Consider the following 18161-nt stretch of genomic DNA (forward strand, 5'->3'; position numbering starts at 1 on the left):
CGCATCTGCTGGAGCGCTTTTCTTTCTACTTGGGTCTGGACTTCAATTGCATAAAATCCCGACCCGACTTTGACGAGATGTGCCACTACGGTGCTATCGCGTCATGAAACTGTCCGAACCATTGTATAGAGACACACTGCATAAAATCTGCTTTCAATACGAACATATTAACGCACCTCGAGGAAACAAAGAGCGATAACTCATTGGATTCAATATCCGACTCGACAACCCCCGAGATCGCTTTTGTCTAAGCAAAATACGTAAAAAAAATATTGTCTTTAATTATGCAGAAGCGTTGTGGTATTTATCCGGCAAAAACGACTTGGCATTTATTGCCTGGTACGCACCGTCGATGCAACGCTACAGCCCAGATGGTATAAGCCTACCGGGTACTGGTTACGGAGCTCGTCTTAAAAACTTTGGTGCAGATACATTCGATCAAATCGAACGAGCGATTGATATCCTTAAAAATGACGACCCCGACAGCAAGCGTGCCGTCCTGCAAATATTCAGTGCGGAAGAGGATCTTTATCGACGTAATATCGATGTTTCATGTACTTTGGGTCTTCAGTTGCTACTTCGCGAAGAAAAGCTGAACATGGTTAGCTATATGCGTGCCAATGATGCTTACGTTGGTATGCTGAACGATATTTTCTCTTTTACTTTCTTGCAGGAATATATTGCTACCCGTATAGACTGCAAGATCGGGCACTACAAGCATCAAGTTGGGTCTATTCACGTCTATGAAAGCACACATGAGCGTACGCTCGAGCTTTTGAATAGTAATGAAACTGTGCCCCAGTCAGGCACCATACCTTTAATGCCAGTTGGTACATCCCCTGTCACTATACGCAAACTACTGGAATATGAGTCAGAAATCCGTAGCGGCTTGCTGTCATTTAATGATATGACTAATCTTAACTTAACGGCTTATTGGCGAGATGTACTGATGGATCTATCGCCAAATCAAGACAGGGGAAGGGCTACCCCAAAAGGCATTAGAGATAATCAATCCCTACTATCGACCGTTTCTTATTAATCGCTGGGGAAGTTAAAGCATTCATACATGAGCGAATACTAGGGGATTTATTTCCATGAACACTAATTGGACTGAACACAATATCGCCGAACTCTTTGACGCCTACGATGACTGGGAGGAAAACACTTTTGGCTATCAACCACTAATCGCAGACTTAACATCCTCCCATGGTAAGGAAATTAGTGTATTGGACTACGGCTGTGGCAGCGGAAAAGTGGCCAGAAGATTAAGAGACGACGGATTCAATTATATCGCCGACGTTGACATCTCTCCAATAATGATTGGAAAAGCCATATCCGCAGGCGGCAACCATCTTCACTTTGAGAAAATTCATGGTTCAAACTTGCCATTTTCTGATAACAGTTTTGAAGCTGCCATTAGTTGTTTTTTATTTATTAATATTTTCGAACGCTGTGAACTATTACGTATCACTACGGAAGTAATGCGTGTACTTAAACCTGGCGGCTCCTATTACATTCTCGACACTCATCCTCGAACCACCGGAGTCGATTATCCGACCTACCGCAATGGAGAGCATGGTATTTCTTATCAATACGGAGATAATCGCCCAGTCTACCTCACGATACCGGGAAGGCAGCAACCATTAGAGATTGTCGATAAGCAATGGGATTTATCCACATATCGAAATACATTCGCCGCAGCAGGGCTTACACTAACCACAGAGCGCAGCCTACCATTTGACAATTCACAGTTGCCAGCTCATATGAATGAATTCCGTACTCTACAGGACACAAAACCCTATATTCTACTGCGTGCCACAAAGTAGTAAAAATGGTAGATATTAGTTATTTAGTTACATCCACCCGTTCCAGCTCGAACACTTCACCACTAGCTGGCTCGCTCATTGCTCACCTCCTTGGGGGCTAAAGCGCGCTAGCCAGGCTTGGTATTCAGCCTCATTGAAATACTTTTCGTGCCGGTTACGGGGTAACAGCGAAGAATGAATGGCCCCATGATCTTTGATACGAATCGGCTCAATTATCTCAGCCACGCGGTGGTAGTCCGCTAAGGCGGCATTGACTTCGGGATTTTCATTATCGCCTAACTGTGGCATAGGGCCCGCGCGCAGAATGGCACCGCCGTTGTAGCCCAGCACCGGCAGTTCGCCCATCTGCTCTTTGACTTGCTCTACACCTCCCAGTCGTTCTAGCCAGGCATCAGAAAGAATGGTCAGCCAATCAACCCCTTTTAACCCACGGTGTAAATGAAAAGTGTGCTCGACAAATTGATTGATCTGCAAGCCTGGAAAGCGTTGACCAAGCCTGTATTCTAGGATTGCTGCCTCATCACTCCTTTCGTAGCCGGAAGAACGACCTAGCCAAAAGCCTGCATAGCCATGTTCCGGCTTGAGCTTCTCACACCACTGTTGAACTAACTCAGGAAGTTTCTGCTCGCATTCGATAAAAAAATCGATGGGGAACTGGCAGTACAGATAACTCATATCCCCACGTTCATCAGCACTTGGCCGCTTGCCCAGGACGACACATGTATGATTATCGGCATCGCTTCGGCGCTGTCCACCATGGTAAACAAACTCCCACTCGCCGGGCCCATAGCTAGGCAGCCAGTCAAAAGGAGTAATATAGCTATTGAACCCCTTGAGCTTTTTCCAGCGGCCGGTGGTTGGATTGGTTGTCCAGGTCAGTTCGTCGCCGACCAGGTCGCGGTAGTCGGCAAGAATATCTAAAACTGCTTGGCGCTTTTCGTCTTGCTGGGAGCCGGTAAAAAACAGCGCCACGCCCAAACAGATTTTAAACAGCACGCCGTTATCGGTTTCTACTGTGAGTAGTTGATCTAGATCCTGTGGTATATCCATTGAGGGTATCCCAGCCATTAGATCTCCCTTTTAATGCATTGTTGGACGTATTTTTAAACGTCGTCGGGATACCAAGTGATGCGGGTCACCGCTGCCTGAAGCTCTACGGCGGCATTCAGATCCCCGGCACGAAAGCGTAGCCGCCAAGGGTCGCCGCGCTCGATCACTTCCAGCGTATGCAGATAAGGGAACAACTTTTCCTTGGCAACGGAGGGCGCTACCAAGGGCCAGCGTTCCCCTTCACGGATACGCACGGCGATATCGCCGTCTACCTCAAACACCATGGTGCCTGACCCCCAGAACAGGATGATATCCGATTGTATCGACCAGTCGCCATCGCTGCACACGATGCGGATCGCCTGTTCGTCTACCTCCACCCGCTCCAGTTCGATATCAGGAAACAACTGCCCAGGGATCCACTCAAGCTCGAACACTTCACCACTAGCTGGCTCGCTCATTGCTCACCTCCTTGGGGGCTAAAGCGCGCTAGCCAGGCTTGGTATTCAGCCTCATTGAAATACTTTTCGTGCCGGTTACGGGGTAACAGCGAAGAATGAATGGCCCCATGATCTTTGATACGAATCGGCTCAATTATCTCAGCCACGCGGTGGTAGTCCGCTAAGGCGGCATTGACTTCGGGATTTTCATTATCGCCTAACTGTGGCATAGGGCCCGCGCGCAGAATGGCACCGCCGTTGTAGCCCAGCACCGGCAGTTCGCCCATCTGCTCTTTGACTTGCGCCACCCCACCTAACTTTTCCAGCCAACTATCAGACAGAATGGTCAACCAATCAACACCTTTTGGGCCACGGTGCAGGTTTAAAGAATGAGTGGTGAACTTATTGATTTGAAGACCAGGAAAGCGCTGGCCAAATTTATACTCCAGTATCTTAGCCTCATCTTCCCGTGCATAACCGTGCGACTTCCCCAGCCAAAAGCCTGCGTAACCATGCACGGGATTCAGTTTAGCGCACCAGTGCTGTACTAGCGCAGGCAGTTTCTGATCATGCTCGATAAAAAAATTAACCGGAAATTGACAGTACAAATAGCTGACTTCTCCTCGCTCATCATGTGCGGGATGGTTACCCAACACAACAAAATCATGATTATCAGCATCGCTACGACGCTGGCCGCCGTGATATACAAACTCCCACTCGCCAGGGCCATAGATAGGCAGCCAATCAAAGGGAGTAATATAGCTATTGAACCCCTTGAGCTTTTTCCAGCGGCCGGTGGTTGGATTGGTTGTCCAGGTCAGTTCGTCGCCGACCAGGTCGCGGTAGTCGGCAAGAATATCTAAAACTGCTTGGCGCTTTTCGTCTTGCTGGGAGCCGGTAAAAAACAGCGCCACGCCCAGGCAGATTTTAAACAGCACGCCGTTGTCAGTTTCTACCGTGAGTAGTTGATCCAAATCCTGCGATGTATCCATGGAGTTTCTCCTTAAGTTATTACCAAGCCGCTGCCGCACCCACACCAAGGCCGCCTACTACCATGCCCGCCCCCCTGTCGTGCAGCCTGCTGGCCTAGTGCAGCGCCTAGCCCTCCGCTGAAATAAGTCGCAGCGCCTCCTAGAGCGACTAACGCGACGCCTGCTCCAATTGCCCCCCACGAAATGCCTCGTTCTTCCAAGCGATCTCGGTAAGTTTCCGTGGCGGGCTGGGTTTCAGGAGCATACTCTGTCTGGAGCGGGCCCTTGCAGCCACAGCGATCAGGAGTCAGTAGTTTTAACTTATCTTCTCCTCCTGCAATTCGTTCATAAGCCTTCTCTTGCCCATCCCCCCAATCATCCGGCGGAAATTTGACCTCAATCACGCCCAGCAGGTTGTCTTGAGTGGGTTTGCCGTTGGGGTCGCGCATCACTACCGCATCGGGCAGGCGCATATCGCCGCGGGTGTAACCTTCTACGCGATTTTTCGCCGATTCCGTTAACAGTATTCCCCGCGCCCTATCGCGCTTGATTTTTCTAATACGGTTAATGGCGTGGCCGAAGCTGGGAATTGCCGCTGTCGTTTCCTGGCCTTCACCGTCTTTCACAAGCAATGGGGAAGGTGGCGAATCCCCCATATAGTAAGGCACCTGCACGCGTATGCCCGTATCGCAGGTCTCATTGAGCTGCTGTAGCCCTCTATCGACGCAGCTCTGTTTAAGATTAATGCCATTTCGCCCGCGATTGGGCACCTTATTACAGGTACATACAAAGCTACAAACGATCGCCAAGCGGCTTTCGATATCATCGTCCATCGGGCATGCCTGCGCACTTGTCCCGCTCATGATGTGGTTCCCTGCCTTTCTAACGTTGACATTTGCGGGCCGTCGGGCAGCCATTGGGTATCGTGGTGGCCACGGTCAGGCAGGTGGCCGTAGGCATAGACCTGCCACAGGGTTAACGTTTTGGCGATACCGTGGGTGGCGACTGCCTTTTTAAAATCGTCCCGCTGTTCCAGATGTGAACAACTGGTAAATACCAGTAGGCAGAAGTGCTCGGCCATATCGATACTGGGCAACTCCCCTTGATTGAGCGCGATCAAGCGGTCGATGACTTCGCCAAGGCGCGCATCAATCGTTGACGTTTCAAGGTGCATCAACCACGGCCAGGCCGCTAGCAACAAGCGTTGACGCGCCTCGGCGATTAATTCCTTACGCAGCAGTGGGTGCAGAAGCTGTAGATGGCGCTGGGTAATGCGCCACCAGGGGGCTACGGGTAGTGGCTGGCTTAACGCGTCCTCTTGCTGCTCTTTCCCTTTACGCACACGCTGGGTAACCAAGCCCTTTGGGGTTAGGCAGTGCACCGCTGTACAAGGGCCGAACCATTGGCTGCGCTCCTGCTCGCCAAACGCATTCAGGAAATACGGCAGTACTTCAGGGTCATAAAAGCGCCAGAGCACTTCGTTACCCTGGTCATTCAAGATCGTTAGCCAGTGCTGAAAATGGCTTACCAGCTGCTGAGATGAGGCACAACTTTCGAGTAGAACGCCCCAGCGCAGGTTGGGCCGCTGGGTAGTCACCCAGCGTAAAAAAGGGTCATCGGTTGAGGTGCGTGCGACGATAGGCGAAACGGCCGACAAATGCGCAAAAGGGGTTCCGGTATAGAGCAGTTCACCATCGGCACTATAGGCCGAACGCCGGTACCACTGCTCGCGGACTTCTGGTTGGGCGGCATCTAGCACAAGATGCGTGCATGAAGGCAATGCCATTCTCATAAGGCCGCCCCCTGTGAGTTTTTCAAGGTGTCGGCACAGATGTCGCAGAGTGCTTTGCCACTGCTGGCCGCCTGTTTAAGCGCTATCGCCTGCCCTTCCGTTTCTGCAAAAGCGGTGGGCTGTCGTTTTATCGGTGGTATCCGCTGGTGCTCTTCGCTAGTCGCTTTACCTGGCAAACGCGGCCCCTCAGCCGCTTGCCCGGTGCCATTGCCGGGGCTGTCACCGGCATTGATTTTGACTTGGGGGCCGACGATGGTAATGCCGCTGGCGTTAATCTTGATAAAGCTGCCACCGGCTTTTAGGGTGATTTCACCGTCGGCTTCAAGTACCGCTTTTTGCCCCGATTTGATATGCAGTTCCTGACCAGTTTCGCTTAGCCAAGCCTCTCCGGCGCGCATATGCAGGGTGCCTTCCACGCTTAAATGCTGGGCGCCTTCGGTGTGCTCAAAGCGGTGGCGGTGTACCGTGTGATGCTCGTCGTTATCGATCTCGCTGATGCGGTCGTTGTGCACCTTGAGGTGGCTGTCGCGTTTGATCTCCTCAGTGCGGTCGTTAAGCGTCAGCAGCTCCAGGTCTTTTTGGGCGTGGAGCCAGATCTGCTCTTGGTCGGTGGCGTCCTCAAAACGCAGTTCGTTAAAGCCTTTTGATTTATGGCTCTGGGTGCGGATCACCGTGCGGGTTTTGTTGGCGGGCAGCGGGTAAGGGGGCGTGTTCACCGCGTGATAGGTGCGTCCGGTGATCAGCGGCTGATCGGGGTCACCTTCCAGAAACGAGACGATGACCTCATGGCCGATCCGGGGGATCGCCATGCTGCCGTAGCCACCGCCTGCCCAGCCCTGGGCCACCCGCACCCAGCAGCTGGCGGTCTCGTTGGGTTCGGCGTAGCGGTCCCAGGGGAACTGCACCTTGACCCGGCCGTACTCGTCGCAGTAAATCTCTTCGCCTTCCGGGCCGACCACAAAGGCCACCTGGGGGCCATCGACGCGGGGTTTGGGATTGGGCGTCGGGCGGAAGGTCTGCGCCTTGGGCATGATCACCAGCGCGTTATGGTAGCGGGTCATCAGCTCGCCTGCTTGCGCCGACGCAGCGCCGTTCCCCCCATTGTTACTCTCATAGCCGCCCCGGGCCATCCCGTCCTCTTCCAGGGCCTGGGGCTGTTCGCCGTGGTGCACCACGGCCACCACCTGCCACGCTTGGTTGAGGCTATCGATATCGTGGTCGGTGAGGGTAAAACAGAGGCCGGGGGCGAGTTCGGGGAGATCGCTTTCCGCTTCGGCGGTGGTGGCGTCGGCGCGCAGAGATTCGAGGCGGTGGCGGGTAAACGGCTTGCCGGAGGCATCCTTCTTGTAACGCCCGGGGTAATCGAAGTGTTCGTAATCTTCCCGCTGGGCGTGTTCGCCCAGGTTGGGGGCCAGGTGTTCGTGAAGCTGCGCATAGGGCGGGTTTTTAAAGGTGTAGTCTTTCAGCATCGCCGAGGCGGGGCGCACCCGGCTGACCTGGCGGAGTTTACGCACATGGCGTCGGGGCGGCGTCCCCCCGGCGCGGCCGTGGTAGGTGCGCTCACCCACGCTGGGAAGCACCACGGTGGCGTCGGCAAACACCAACGCGTGTTTACCCCCTTCGGTATTTTCAAACTCATGAAAATAGAAGCAGCCCTCTTCGGCGGCCACGCGCTCGATAAAGGCCAGATCGGTCTCCCGGTACTGGACTAAATACTCTCGATCCAAGGGCGTGCGGGTGGTGGCAAAGCCGATGTCGGTCAGACCGCGCTCGCTGGCTAAGGTGGTGATGGCGTCATAGGGCGAAGTGTCTTGAAACATCCGCGCGTTGTGGCGCAGCGATAGTCGCCACAACGCAGGGCGAATCTCGACCCGATAGAAGCTGCGCCGATGTCCCCTATCGCCGCGATGCAGCGCAGCGACCACCCCATGCACGCGGCGTAGCGGCTCGCCGTCCTGCCAAATGGTCAGCGTCGCCTCTTGATCCAAACAGTCGCTGGGCGACAGATCATGGGTGCGGCTGGCAACGTCAACGGAGAGGGTAAACGGCTCAGAGAGGGCTTCGCGGTGGGTAAACCGCACCACGGCGGTGTCATCGGCCCCGGGTAGGGTCAGGGTAAATTGCAGGCCAGTCCCGTCTGCCATTGTGCCGCTCCTTGGATCATGACGAGTAAATGAGAAGCGATTAGAATAGCGAGCGGGGGCCAAAGAGCAAGGCCTGAAGGGCAAGTGACAGAGATGTCTTACAAAATTTTAATCCATAGCTTACAAAGCTCTCAGCAACTTTTCACTTATCCATTGCATTATAAAAGAGTCAGTGACACTGAAAACCAAACTTCAACACACTTACTTACCGCCGCAAAATCACCAACCAGCGACCGAGGTTCATGACGCTGGCAAGTGACGCGGCGACGTACGTGAACGCGCAGGCGGTGAGTACGTGGCGGGCGCCGGGCATATCGTAGGGGGGAACGTAGTCTTTGAGCATCGGCAGGGCGCGGTTGAAGCTGGCGTCAAACTCCACCGGCAGCGTGACTAAGTGCACCACGGCGGCGGTGCCGAAGCTCACCACCGCCATGCCCACCACCAGCGCCAGCCCACCAGGCAGCCGGGTCAAAATAAACAGAAACGGCGCAGCCATCATCAGTATCGCCCCCACTTTCTCTGCTTTTTGCGCCAGCTTGACCAGGCGGCTGCGGGCGATTAGCGGTGTATAGCCCTCATAGTGTTGGATGGCATGACCGACTTCATGAGCAGCGACAGTCACAGCAGTTAGCGAGCGGCCATCGTAGTGCCCAGAGGAAAGCCGCACGCGACGCGCTTCAGGATCGTAATGATCGCCTTGCTCGGTGCGCTCGACTTTTACGCCTTCGACACCAAAGCGGCGCAATAGGTGATCGGCTAGCTCGGCACCGGTGCCAGGATAATCATTTCGCCCACGGGTGTGGCGCTTCAATACCCATTTTGCCCAGAGGTTGGGCAGCACAAAAATGGCCAGTAAGAAAACGATCAGTACGACGATCATAGACAAAATGCTCCCGAATACGGTTTACGCGCATTATGCCATGGGATGATCCGCCACATCGCGCTTGACTGATTGCAATCCGCGTACCGATTCGCCGCGATTAAGCACTTTACGTCAGCCTAACGCTTTCATCATGCTGCTAGAGTAGCGAACGAATATCTTTCGCCTCCCAGTGCGGAAAATGCTTGCGCACTAAGGCATTTAAGTCGCGCTCAAACGCCGCCCAATCGGTTTGAGGCGCTGTATCGTTAGCCGCTACGGCATTACGAATCATCCCTGCGCCCACCGTCACGTTGGTCAGCCTGTCGATGATAATAAAGCTGCCCGTTCCGGGGCTTTGGCGATAATCGTCGACCGGAATTTCCGCCGTTAGCTCCACTTCGCAGCGGGCGATGGCGTTGAGCGAAAGCGAATCGCAGGCGTGTTTTTCCAGCGTATTCACATCGGTTTGGTAATCGATATGCCGCACCTGGCCGGAAATATCCCGCGTGGCGAGCTTGAAGTCGTACAGCTTGCCGGGCGTTAATACATCGTCGTGCATCCAGACGATATCGGCACTGAACGCATTGGAAAGCGGCACGGACTCATCCGCCGCGACAAGCCAATCCCCACGGGAAATATCGATCTCTTCATCCAGCGTCAACGTAATCGCCTGACCGGGATACGCCGCAGCCAAATCGCCATCAAACGTCACCACTCGCTCGACCGTGGCGATTTTCTGTGATGGCAGGGCTTTTACCCGCTGCCCGGGACGTACGACACCCGCGGCCAATGTGCCGCAATAACCACGAAAATCCAGGTGTGGACGGTTAACGTATTGCACCGGAAGGCGCAGGTTGGTCAGGTTCTGATCGCGACGAATCTCGACGTTTTCCAGTAAGCTCAGCAGCGCCTCGCCAGCGTAGCGTGAGCCACTGAAATACCAGGGGGTTTGTTCACTAGCGTTGACAACGTTATCGCCATCGAGTGCTGAGATGGGCACAAAGCGAATATCGCTGGCGTTCAGGTTTTGTGCAAATGCCTGATATTCAGCCACGATCTCGTCAAAGCGGGCCTGAGAGAAGCCAACCAAGTCCATTTTGTTCACCGCGATAACCAAGTGCTGAATACCCAGCAGGTCGGCGATAAAGCTGTGGCGACGCGTTTGCGTCTGTACGCCATAACGGGCGTCAATCAAAATAATGGCCAGGCTCGCATTCGACGCACCGGTCGCCATGTTACGGGTGTACTGCTCATGCCCCGGCGTGTCGGCGATGATGAACTTACGCTTTTCAGTCGAGAAAAAGCGGTACGCCACGTCAATGGTAATGCCCTGCTCGCGCTCAGACTGCAAGCCGTCAACCAAAAGTGCCAAGTCCACCGTGTCGCCGGTGGTACCGCTGGTTTTGGAAGCGGCGGTAATCGCGGCCAATTGGTCCTCGAAAATCATTTTCGAATCGTGTAACAACCGCCCGATCAGGGTCGATTTGCCGTCGTCGACGCTGCCGCAGGTAATAAAGCGCAGCAGGTCTTTATTTTCATGCTCGTGCAGGTATTGCTCGATATTGTCGGCAATCAGGTTGGATTGGTGAGCCATATTAAAAATACCCCTCGCGCTTTTTACGCTCCATCGAACCGGCCTGATCGTGATCAATCGCACGACCGCTACGTTCTGACGTTTTGGTCAGCAGCATTTCCTGAATAATCTCGGGCAGTGTGGCGGCGCTGGACTGCACCGCACCGGTGAGCGGATAACAACCGAGCGTACGAAAGCGCACCCACTTTTCTTCGGGGACTTCATCTGGCGCTAGCGGCATACGTTCGTCATCAACCATGATCTGCATACCATCGCGCTCGACCACCGGGCGCGGGGCGGCGTAGTAAAGCGGTACGATGGGAATGTGTTCCAGATAGATGTACTGCCAGATATCCAGCTCGGTCCAGTTGGAGAGCGGGAAAACGCGAATGGATTCGCCTTTGTTTATTTTGGCGTTGTAGATATTCCAGAGCTCCGGGCGCTGATTTTTCGGGTCCCAGCGGTGGTATTTATCCCGAAACGAGTACACACGCTCTTTGGCGCGACTCGCTTCTTCGTCGCGACGTGCCCCGCCAAAGGCAGCATCAAACCCATGCTTATCGAGCGCTTGCTTAAGCGCCTGAGTTTTCATGGTATCGGTGTACTTGGCGCTGCCATGATCAAAGGGGTTGATACCCGCTGCGCGCCCTTCTTCATTGGTATGAACGATCAGCTCCATGCCCGCGTCCGTGGCCATGCGGTTGCGAAACTCGATCATCTCGCGGAATTTCCACGTCGTGTCCACGTGCAAGAGCGGAAAGGGCGGCGTACCGGGGTAAAATGCTTTACGCGCTAAGTGAAGCATGACCGAGGAGTCTTTGCCGATGGAGTACATCATCACCGGGTTGGAAAACTCTGCCGCCACTTCGCGGATAATATGGATCGACTCTGCTTCTAACTGCTTTAAATGCGTTAAGCGAGCCGCATCGGGGGCAGTAGAAGCCGATGGTTCGGCCTCATGCCGGGGGACGGCTCCTCGGGGGGAGACTTCAGAAAGCTGGACCATGTACCACTACCTCATCGCAAAACACTATCGAATGCGGTCAGGGTAACGCCGGTCAAGTAATAACCCAAAAGAATTAATAACTATCTTTTTATTCCATTTTTATTCCACGCTTACTCTGAGCTTGTCACATCACCGCTCTATCCGTTCTACCCAGGTGTGCCATTGACCCTCGTCTAGCTCGATAACCCGATATCCTGGGCGAGAAGCGTCATCAACCGCAAAGGCTTTTGCTTCTGGCAGAAACTGATCCGAGGTAGCCGGGCAACCGTATACTCCCACCTGCCCTTCACCTATTGCATACGCCTGGGCAAAGGCTTGATGCGCATGGCCAAAAACAATCAGCTTGACGTGAGCAAACGCGCTCAATGCCTGCCAAAATATCTCGCGGTCTTGTAAGCCAATGGCGTCCATCCAGCTAGCCCCTACCTCAACCGGCGGGTGATGCATCGCGATCAGCGTCGGGCGGGTATCGGCTTTTAGTCGTTTCGTCATAGCGGCAAGCTTTTCCGGCCCGAGCTCGCCGTGAGGCTGGCCCGGCACTTGCGTATTCAATAGCAGCATACGCCAGCCATCAAGGTCTACTTCTTCTAGCAACGGATGCTCGGCTTCCATCAAGTCGACTCGGTCATGATTACCCGGCAGCCAACACCAAGGGCATGACAACGCTCGTAGCTGCTCAACGGCATGCGTATACGATGTCGCTGTTTCGTCCTGGCTGATATCTCCAGTGACGATAACGAGATCAGGGTGCTGCGCTTTTATCGCATCAATGACGGCACTGAATTGCTTTAGCGGTATCCCGGTGCGCGAGCGCGCTGCAGGGTCGGCGTGCAGATGCGAATCGGTAACCTGCACAATGCGCATTAGGGCATCTCCGGCGCGTATTCGCTGCGCCCATGAGCGAGACCATGGGCCAACCACTCACCCAGAAAGCGGTTGAGCTGAAGTTTTTCATCGGGCTGATGCATACGCGGATTGGGATAACGATAGCGGCCATGAAAATGCCGCTCACGCTGAAAATCCGTGACTTCTGCCATCCTTACGTCGTGATAAAGGTGGACACGCATTTTAGGGCTTTCGACCACGTGATCCAAAGGGCCCGTCTGCGACACTTGAATCATGGTGGTGTAGGGCGCGTTTTCTTGGATATATAGGTGCAAAGCACTTGAGCCCTCTTCGCTCAAACGAATATCGCGGCTTTGCCCTTGTTCCATATCTCCCACCAGACGAATCAGGCGCAGATAGTTGGCGCTACACTCGCCCTGCAGGGATTTTAAATCAGTCACATAGGCGGCTTTAGCCATGCGGGCTCCTGTCAGTCTAGTGCGTGGGGTTTAGCTTACGTAAAGCGCGGGGCATTATCGGGTAACGCACGTAGCGAGGCACGCTGCCCGGCAAGCCAGTACATACCGATCAAGCTCATGGCGTTATCGAGCCGACCCTGTTCAAGGAGCTCCCACGCCTCGTTAAAGCTCACCACATGCACACGAATATCTTCGTGCTCTTCATCCAAACCGTGAATGCCACCTACTCCTTGCGTATCGACCAGCCCGCAAAAAAGCGTTACCTGCTCACTGCAAGCACCAGGGCTTGGATAATAAGTATGAAGCTTGCGCATCTCTCCGATCTCGCAACCCGCTTCTTCAAACGCTTCACGACGGGCTACGCTCTCCAGCGTCTCGCCGGAGTCAGCCAAACCGGCGACCAACTCTAACTTCCACGGCGAGACGGGGTCATCAATCGCTCCGGCACGTAGCTGCTCGACAAACACCAATGCGTCGCGCGCCACATCATAAAGTAGCACCCCAACAGCATCATGGCGAAAGTGCACTTCGCGACGCACCGTTTCGCTAACACCGCCTTCAAACAGACGGTGGCGCAGCGTAAGGGCTTCTAAACGAAAAAAACCTTGCTGAAGTATCTCGCGCGAAATCAGCTCGACGTCGTCTTGCCCAAGCGAAGGTGTTGATGATGGCATGTAACACTCCCGATAAGCACATCCGCTCATTATCGGGGTTGGTTTACGGGATTGCCACCATCAAACCCGTTGAAACGTCCGTTAAAGGCTATTTAAAAGCGATGCCGCATCCTCGCGCAGCGCTTCATCTGACGCCTTGCGGCTATCGCGTGCCGTGCCGTTCACTGCACGTTCAGCATGCTCTTTTGCCGCCTGATCGTTGCCCTCATCCTGCAAAAAGGCTGCGTAATAGTAGTTCACATCGATACCGTCTGGGCGAATTTCAAGTGCGCGCTGAAACATTTGCTCAGCCGTATCGCTATCGCCAAAGCTAATCAAACCACCCGGCACACGATCATAAAGCGCCCCTAGCGTCACGTAGGCAGAACCGTTGTTGCCGGTAGGATCAATTTCAATGGCGCGCTCCAGTGCATCGCGGGCATCTTTTGCGCTGCCAAGTGCACCTAAGCCACCCTTTTCGCGCGCAAGAGCTGCCAGCACGATACCTTTCCATACCAGAACATCCGCCGTATCGCGGTGCTGCTCCGCTAACGCATTTGCCTCGTCGGCTAGGGCGCTGAGGATATCTTCGCGCTCGCTCTTAGGCGTTTGCGTCACCGTATGCTCCCAGCGGTTTTTAAGTGAGAAGAGCTCGCTTTCATAAGCGCTAACGGTCAGAGAGGTAAAGGCAAGCATCCCGCCTAGTAGCGTCACTGCCAGCATTTTTCCCATACCCGCTTTGGTATTAAACGAACCTGTCAATTGCATACGTATCTCCGACTTGTTTTTATGTGGCACTCTATTTGGCATAAATAAAGTGGCAAAACACAATGTAACGAACGTTTGAATGAATCGCCACCTAAACCGACACCATTTTTGGCATCACAAAGGGGTTTTACCATAAACGCTTTGTGTTTAACGTGGAGACGCGCACGAATGAAAGGCAGAAACATGACCCGCTGGCGCGACCCCGCAAAAGACCCGCGCCAGGAGCCCAAAAGCAACGTCATTACCGCCGAAGGAGCTGCACGGCTACGCGGCATTCTGGATCATTTATCGCGCGTTAAGCGCCCTGCTCTTTCCACGAAAGTGGGCGAAGCCGCAGCGCTCGGTGATCTCTCGGAAAACGCGGACTACACTTACAATAAAAAGGAATTAAACCGCGTCATCGCACGTATTCGCTATCTGACCAAGCGTTTGGATGAACTGCAGATCGTCGACCGCCTACCGGCGGATACCGGAAAGGTGTTCTTCGGCGCGTTTGTCAGTCTTGAGGACGAAGATGGCGAAACGCTCGATATTCGCATTGTCGGCCACGACGAAACCGATACCACCAAGCATTGGATCAGCGTCGACGCGCCGCTGGCCAAAGCGCTGCTGGGCAAAGAAGTCGACGATGACGTCACGGTCACGACACCCGCCGGTGAGACGACCTACCTCATCACCGCGATCGATTACCGCGACCCGGCCCCATAAACCTTAAAGCGGCGATTCTCGGCCATTACCTCGAAATGATCGAAAGCAAGCGTTAGGCGTTCCGGGTAAGGTAAAAACGCATTCGCCACCAAAATCAACTGCCCGCCCCGGTTCAGGTGGTTTGGTGCGCTGCTGATCAACCTTGCTGCCGCGCCATAATGAATGTCTCGCTCTTGGTGAAACGGAGGGTTGCTGATGATGAGATCAAAACGTTCATCACCCAGTGCTTGGTACACGTCGCTAGCAAGTACCCGACCCGCCAGCTGATTCGCCTCAAGCGTTTTGCGCGTCGCTTCCAGGGCAAACTCGCTGATATCCATCGCGGTCACCTCGTGACCGCGCTGAGCCAGCCAAGCCGTGATAATACCGTCGCCACAACCGACATCGAGGATTCGCTGCGTTTTTTTGGGCAGCTTATGCTCCAACGCCTCAAGCAGTAGCGCCGTACCCTCGTCAAATTTGCCATGACCAAATACGCCCGGATGACTGCAAAGCGTTAAACCAAGCGCCTCAAAGGTTAGCCAGGCCGCGTCGCTTTTCTGTTCCAACGGCTGCGTTTGGGTCGCAAAGAGCGAACAGCGCCGGGCGCTGTCGATCTTATCGCTGCTAATACCGAGCTCAGCGAGGACCTTGGGCACACGTTTAATGCCGCCCTGGTGCTCACCTACTACGTCGATAGACGCGCCGGGCGGCAAATGCTCACACAGCCACTTAAGCCACCAAATGCCTAGCGCGTGTGCTTTGGGCCAGAACAAAACCACGTGGGCATCACTGGGTATCGATACGTGGGCAAATGGCGATTGCGCCACCTTGTTTTGCGCCTGAAAAGCACGCAACACGGCATGATCAGCACTAATCACGCCTTGCGCCTGGGCCATGAGCCAGGCGTCTTGAGGGGGCGCCACGGCCCATAGCGGCTGGTTGGCAACATCGCGCTTAAACACCTCGCTTTGGCGCTGCAGCAGTTGGCAGCTGGGGCTCGCACTTTTGGTTGCGCCGCTCATACAGGGGTCTCCGGTGGAAATTAGGATGGCTTGATCAGGGTATAAAGTAGATAGCGCCCTAAGCGCCAGTGGGGTTCAACGCGGCAATACTGTTTTTCGAGCGCTAACAGCGTTAAGTCCTGCTCTTCCGTAGCAGGCTGCTCGCGCAAATAATCCTGAAAGACCCGAATACCCGCGACATGCTCAATCGCCAAGCCAGCATCGCGGCTCCACTGTTCGATCTGCGCATGGGTCAGCGGGGAAATAGGCGTTAGACGTTGACCTTTACCCAACCCTTCGAGTTCGTCGTTTAACGCTTTATGCATATTGCCTTTCACCACATTGGAGAAACGCAGCGCATCACGGTTAAACACCATCAAGCTAAGCTGCCCGCCCGGCGCCAAGCATCGGCTAAGTTCGACAAGGGCGGCATGCGGGTCCCCGAGCCACTCCAACACGGCGTGACACGTGATCAGCGGCCAAGGACCAGGTGCGGCCTCAAAGAGCTTTTGCAGCGGCGCTTTCACATAACGCACATACCCGCTAATGGTCGCTTGGGCGTCTATTTCACGCTGAGCGCACGCCAGCATATCGCCTGACGGTTCCGCCAATGTAACGCCATGACCACGTCGGGCAAACCATGCTGCTTGCTGACCCAATCCACCGCCCACATCCAACACCGGTTGCTGATTAAGTGTTAGCATCTCAGGCAATAACGCATCAAGCAGCGCTAAGCGCAACGCCCCACGAGGCGCGTTATAAAGCGAACGGGCGAATTTATCCGCCATACCGTCAAAGTAACGATCCCCCGCAGGGGTTAACTCATCAGCCGTTTTAGAATTCTTCACGCGCGCCCATTCTCATATCGACCTATTTTGCTCGGAGCATTTCATTTGGAACGGTTGCCTATTGAGCAAGGCGGACTTGTACCGAGCGACCTTTTATTAAGGTGCGTTGTTTACATGACGTATAGTTTACGTGATTTGGCGAGGCGAATTCACGTAAACTCACGTTCACACTATCGTGTGCGTTGCAGTGGCAATGAACGAACTACCTTTTAGCGGGCATGGAAGCATCTTGATCTAGCGCAAGTTTCGCCCCCGACAACGCATCAAGCGAATAGGCAAGACTAGGCTTTGTCGTGCACTATGAGCCCGGAAACTCACGTCAAGAGAGGATAGGATGGCAAATCCAACAACTGCGCATGATGGCGCTATGCCCTCTGTGCTTAACGAAAACGGCGCGGATGAGGTCATCCAACGAATTGGCCAACTAACGCGCATGATGCGCGAAAGCATGAAGGAACTTGGGTTAGACCAGCAAATTGAGCAGGCCGCTCAGGCCATTCCTGACGCCAGCGATCGTCTTCGTTATGTCGCCGCGATGACAGAACAAGCGGCAGAACGCTCGTTAAACGCCGTTGAGCGTGCTCAACCAACCCAAGATCAACTCGAAAGCGACAGTCAATCCCTATCCAAGCGCTGGGAAACCCTGGAAAGCCCCGATGCCCCGTTAAGCGATGAACAGCTCATTGCCGATACGCGCCACTTTCTCGCTGAGCAAGTACCCACCCAGACCGGTATTGCGCAAAAAGAACTTCTCGAAATCATGATGGCGCAAGACTTTCAGGACTTAACTGGTCAAGTCATCAAGAAGATGATGGGCGTGATCCAAGCCATTGAGCAAGAGCTGGTGCAAGTACTGTTAGAAAGCGCCCCTGGCATCACGGAAGGCGTGAAAGCCAAAGACGAGCGCGACGAACACGCAAAGCTGCGCAACGGCCCGCAAATGGACAAAGAAAAAACCGATGTGGTGAATGGTCAAGGTCAGGTCGATGATCTGCTTGACGAGCTAGGCTTCTAGCTCCATTCATCTCGCTGCTTTTACATGCCTACAAGGGACCATGATTCATTGCCGTCAACGCGGGGTTGACGGCAATGATTTGCGTTCCGATCTCATCGACTCCCCTCCCCTTTAAGCGTGAAGTGTGCTTTTCGTAATAAGCCTCAGCGGAAACGTGATCGATAAAAAAGTCATATACTCCCAATTAAGGCATGCTGTGAAGTTTCAGTCCAATAAAGGGA

General features: G+C 54.0%; 20 protein-coding genes. 4 read left to right on the top strand and 16 right to left on the bottom strand.

What is annotated here, in order from left to right; genetic code table 11:
* Positions 1-256 precede the first annotated feature (256 nt).
* A complete protein-coding gene (locus M8006_RS11345) occupies positions 257-1039 on the top strand; it encodes a thymidylate synthase (protein WP_347709760.1) in 783 nt (260 codons plus the stop codon).
* Between the two features lie 55 nt (positions 1040-1094).
* On the top strand, positions 1095-1826 hold the full coding sequence (locus M8006_RS11350; protein ID WP_250082251.1) for a class I SAM-dependent methyltransferase: 732 nt from the start codon (positions 1095-1097) through the stop codon (positions 1824-1826).
* Between the two features lie 75 nt (positions 1827-1901).
* Here the strand turns inward: M8006_RS11350 and M8006_RS11355 are convergent, their stop codons facing one another.
* The 13 genes from M8006_RS11355 to M8006_RS11415 form a co-directional block, all read right to left on the bottom strand.
* Positions 1902-2894, bottom strand: a complete 993-nt coding sequence (locus tag M8006_RS11355; RefSeq protein ID WP_250082253.1) for a type VI immunity family protein — start codon at positions 2892-2894, stop codon at positions 1902-1904.
* Between the two features lie 35 nt (positions 2895-2929).
* Entirely contained in the window at positions 2930-3334 is a 405-nt protein-coding gene (locus M8006_RS11360; protein WP_250082254.1) for a hypothetical protein, read from the bottom strand.
* Positions 3331-4305: a type VI immunity family protein gene (locus tag M8006_RS11365; protein ID WP_250082256.1), complete on the bottom strand. Its 975-nt coding sequence runs from the start codon at positions 4303-4305 to the stop codon at positions 3331-3333. Before M8006_RS11365 ends, M8006_RS11360 begins: the two co-directional genes overlap by 4 nt.
* A gap of 11 nt (positions 4306-4316) precedes the next feature.
* The gene (locus M8006_RS11370) at positions 4317-5147 is read right to left on the bottom strand and encodes a VRR-NUC domain-containing protein (protein ID WP_250082258.1); all 831 of its coding nucleotides are present in this window, start codon (positions 5145-5147) and stop codon (positions 4317-4319) included.
* Positions 5144-6070, bottom strand: a complete 927-nt coding sequence (locus tag M8006_RS11375; RefSeq protein ID WP_250082260.1) for a DUF4123 domain-containing protein — start codon at positions 6068-6070, stop codon at positions 5144-5146. The genes M8006_RS11370 and M8006_RS11375 overlap by 4 nt, the downstream gene beginning before the upstream one ends.
* A gap of 2 nt (positions 6071-6072) precedes the next feature.
* The gene (locus M8006_RS11380) at positions 6073-8220 is read right to left on the bottom strand and encodes a type VI secretion system Vgr family protein (RefSeq protein WP_250082262.1); all 2148 of its coding nucleotides are present in this window, start codon (positions 8218-8220) and stop codon (positions 6073-6075) included.
* A 205-nt stretch (positions 8221-8425) separates the two neighbouring features.
* Entirely contained in the window at positions 8426-9100 is a 675-nt protein-coding gene (locus M8006_RS11385) for a zinc metallopeptidase (protein ID WP_250082263.1), read from the bottom strand.
* A 139-nt stretch (positions 9101-9239) separates the two neighbouring features.
* Positions 9240-10676: a sulfate adenylyltransferase subunit CysN gene (gene cysN / locus M8006_RS11390; protein ID WP_250082265.1), complete on the bottom strand. Its 1437-nt coding sequence runs from the start codon at positions 10674-10676 to the stop codon at positions 9240-9242.
* A 1-nt stretch (position 10677) separates the two neighbouring features.
* Positions 10678-11661 (bottom strand): sulfate adenylyltransferase subunit CysD, encoded by a 984-nt coding sequence (gene cysD, locus M8006_RS11395; RefSeq protein ID WP_250082267.1) that lies wholly within the window; start codon positions 11659-11661, stop codon positions 10678-10680.
* A 129-nt stretch (positions 11662-11790) separates the two neighbouring features.
* A complete protein-coding gene (locus M8006_RS11400; RefSeq protein WP_250082269.1) occupies positions 11791-12525 on the bottom strand; it encodes a metallophosphoesterase in 735 nt (244 codons plus the stop codon).
* Positions 12525-12965, bottom strand: coding sequence for a DUF1249 domain-containing protein (locus tag M8006_RS11405; RefSeq protein ID WP_250082271.1), 441 nt, complete (start codon positions 12963-12965; stop codon positions 12525-12527). The genes M8006_RS11400 and M8006_RS11405 overlap by 1 nt, the downstream gene beginning before the upstream one ends.
* A 35-nt stretch (positions 12966-13000) precedes the next feature.
* On the bottom strand, positions 13001-13639 hold the full coding sequence (locus tag M8006_RS11410) for an NUDIX domain-containing protein (RefSeq protein ID WP_250082274.1): 639 nt from the start codon (positions 13637-13639) through the stop codon (positions 13001-13003).
* Between the two features lie 81 nt (positions 13640-13720).
* Positions 13721-14350: a TRAP transporter TatT component family protein gene (locus M8006_RS11415; RefSeq protein ID WP_430886822.1), complete on the bottom strand. Its 630-nt coding sequence runs from the start codon at positions 14348-14350 to the stop codon at positions 13721-13723.
* Between the two features lie 204 nt (positions 14351-14554).
* Here M8006_RS11415 and greB point away from each other — a divergent pair, with 204 nt between their 5' ends.
* Entirely contained in the window at positions 14555-15094 is a 540-nt protein-coding gene (gene greB / locus M8006_RS11420; protein WP_250082275.1) for a transcription elongation factor GreB, read from the top strand.
* On the opposite strand, the gene M8006_RS11425 is transcribed toward greB, so the two are convergent.
* Entirely contained in the window at positions 15073-16098 is a 1026-nt protein-coding gene (locus M8006_RS11425) for a methyltransferase (RefSeq protein ID WP_250082278.1), read from the bottom strand. The genes greB and M8006_RS11425 overlap by 22 nt on opposite strands.
* A 20-nt stretch (positions 16099-16118) precedes the next feature.
* Complete coding sequence (locus tag M8006_RS11430; protein ID WP_250082350.1) at positions 16119-16865, bottom strand: methyltransferase domain-containing protein; 747 nt, start codon at positions 16863-16865, stop codon at positions 16119-16121.
* Positions 16866-17259: 394 nt separating this feature from the next.
* Here M8006_RS11430 and cheZ point away from each other — a divergent pair, with 394 nt between their 5' ends.
* Positions 17260-17940 (top strand): protein phosphatase CheZ, encoded by a 681-nt coding sequence (gene cheZ, locus M8006_RS11435; RefSeq protein WP_250082280.1) that lies wholly within the window; start codon positions 17260-17262, stop codon positions 17938-17940.
* 28 nt (positions 17941-17968) lie between these two features.
* Here cheZ and M8006_RS11440 read toward each other — a convergent pair whose 3' ends face one another.
* Complete coding sequence (locus M8006_RS11440; protein ID WP_250082282.1) at positions 17969-18124, bottom strand: YdhR family protein; 156 nt, start codon at positions 18122-18124, stop codon at positions 17969-17971.
* Positions 18125-18161: the final 37 nt, after the last annotated feature.

The sequence above is a fragment of the Halomonas llamarensis genome, assembly GCF_023555005.1.
In the GTDB taxonomy this organism is placed as follows: Bacteria; Pseudomonadota; Gammaproteobacteria; order Pseudomonadales; family Halomonadaceae; genus Vreelandella; species Vreelandella llamarensis.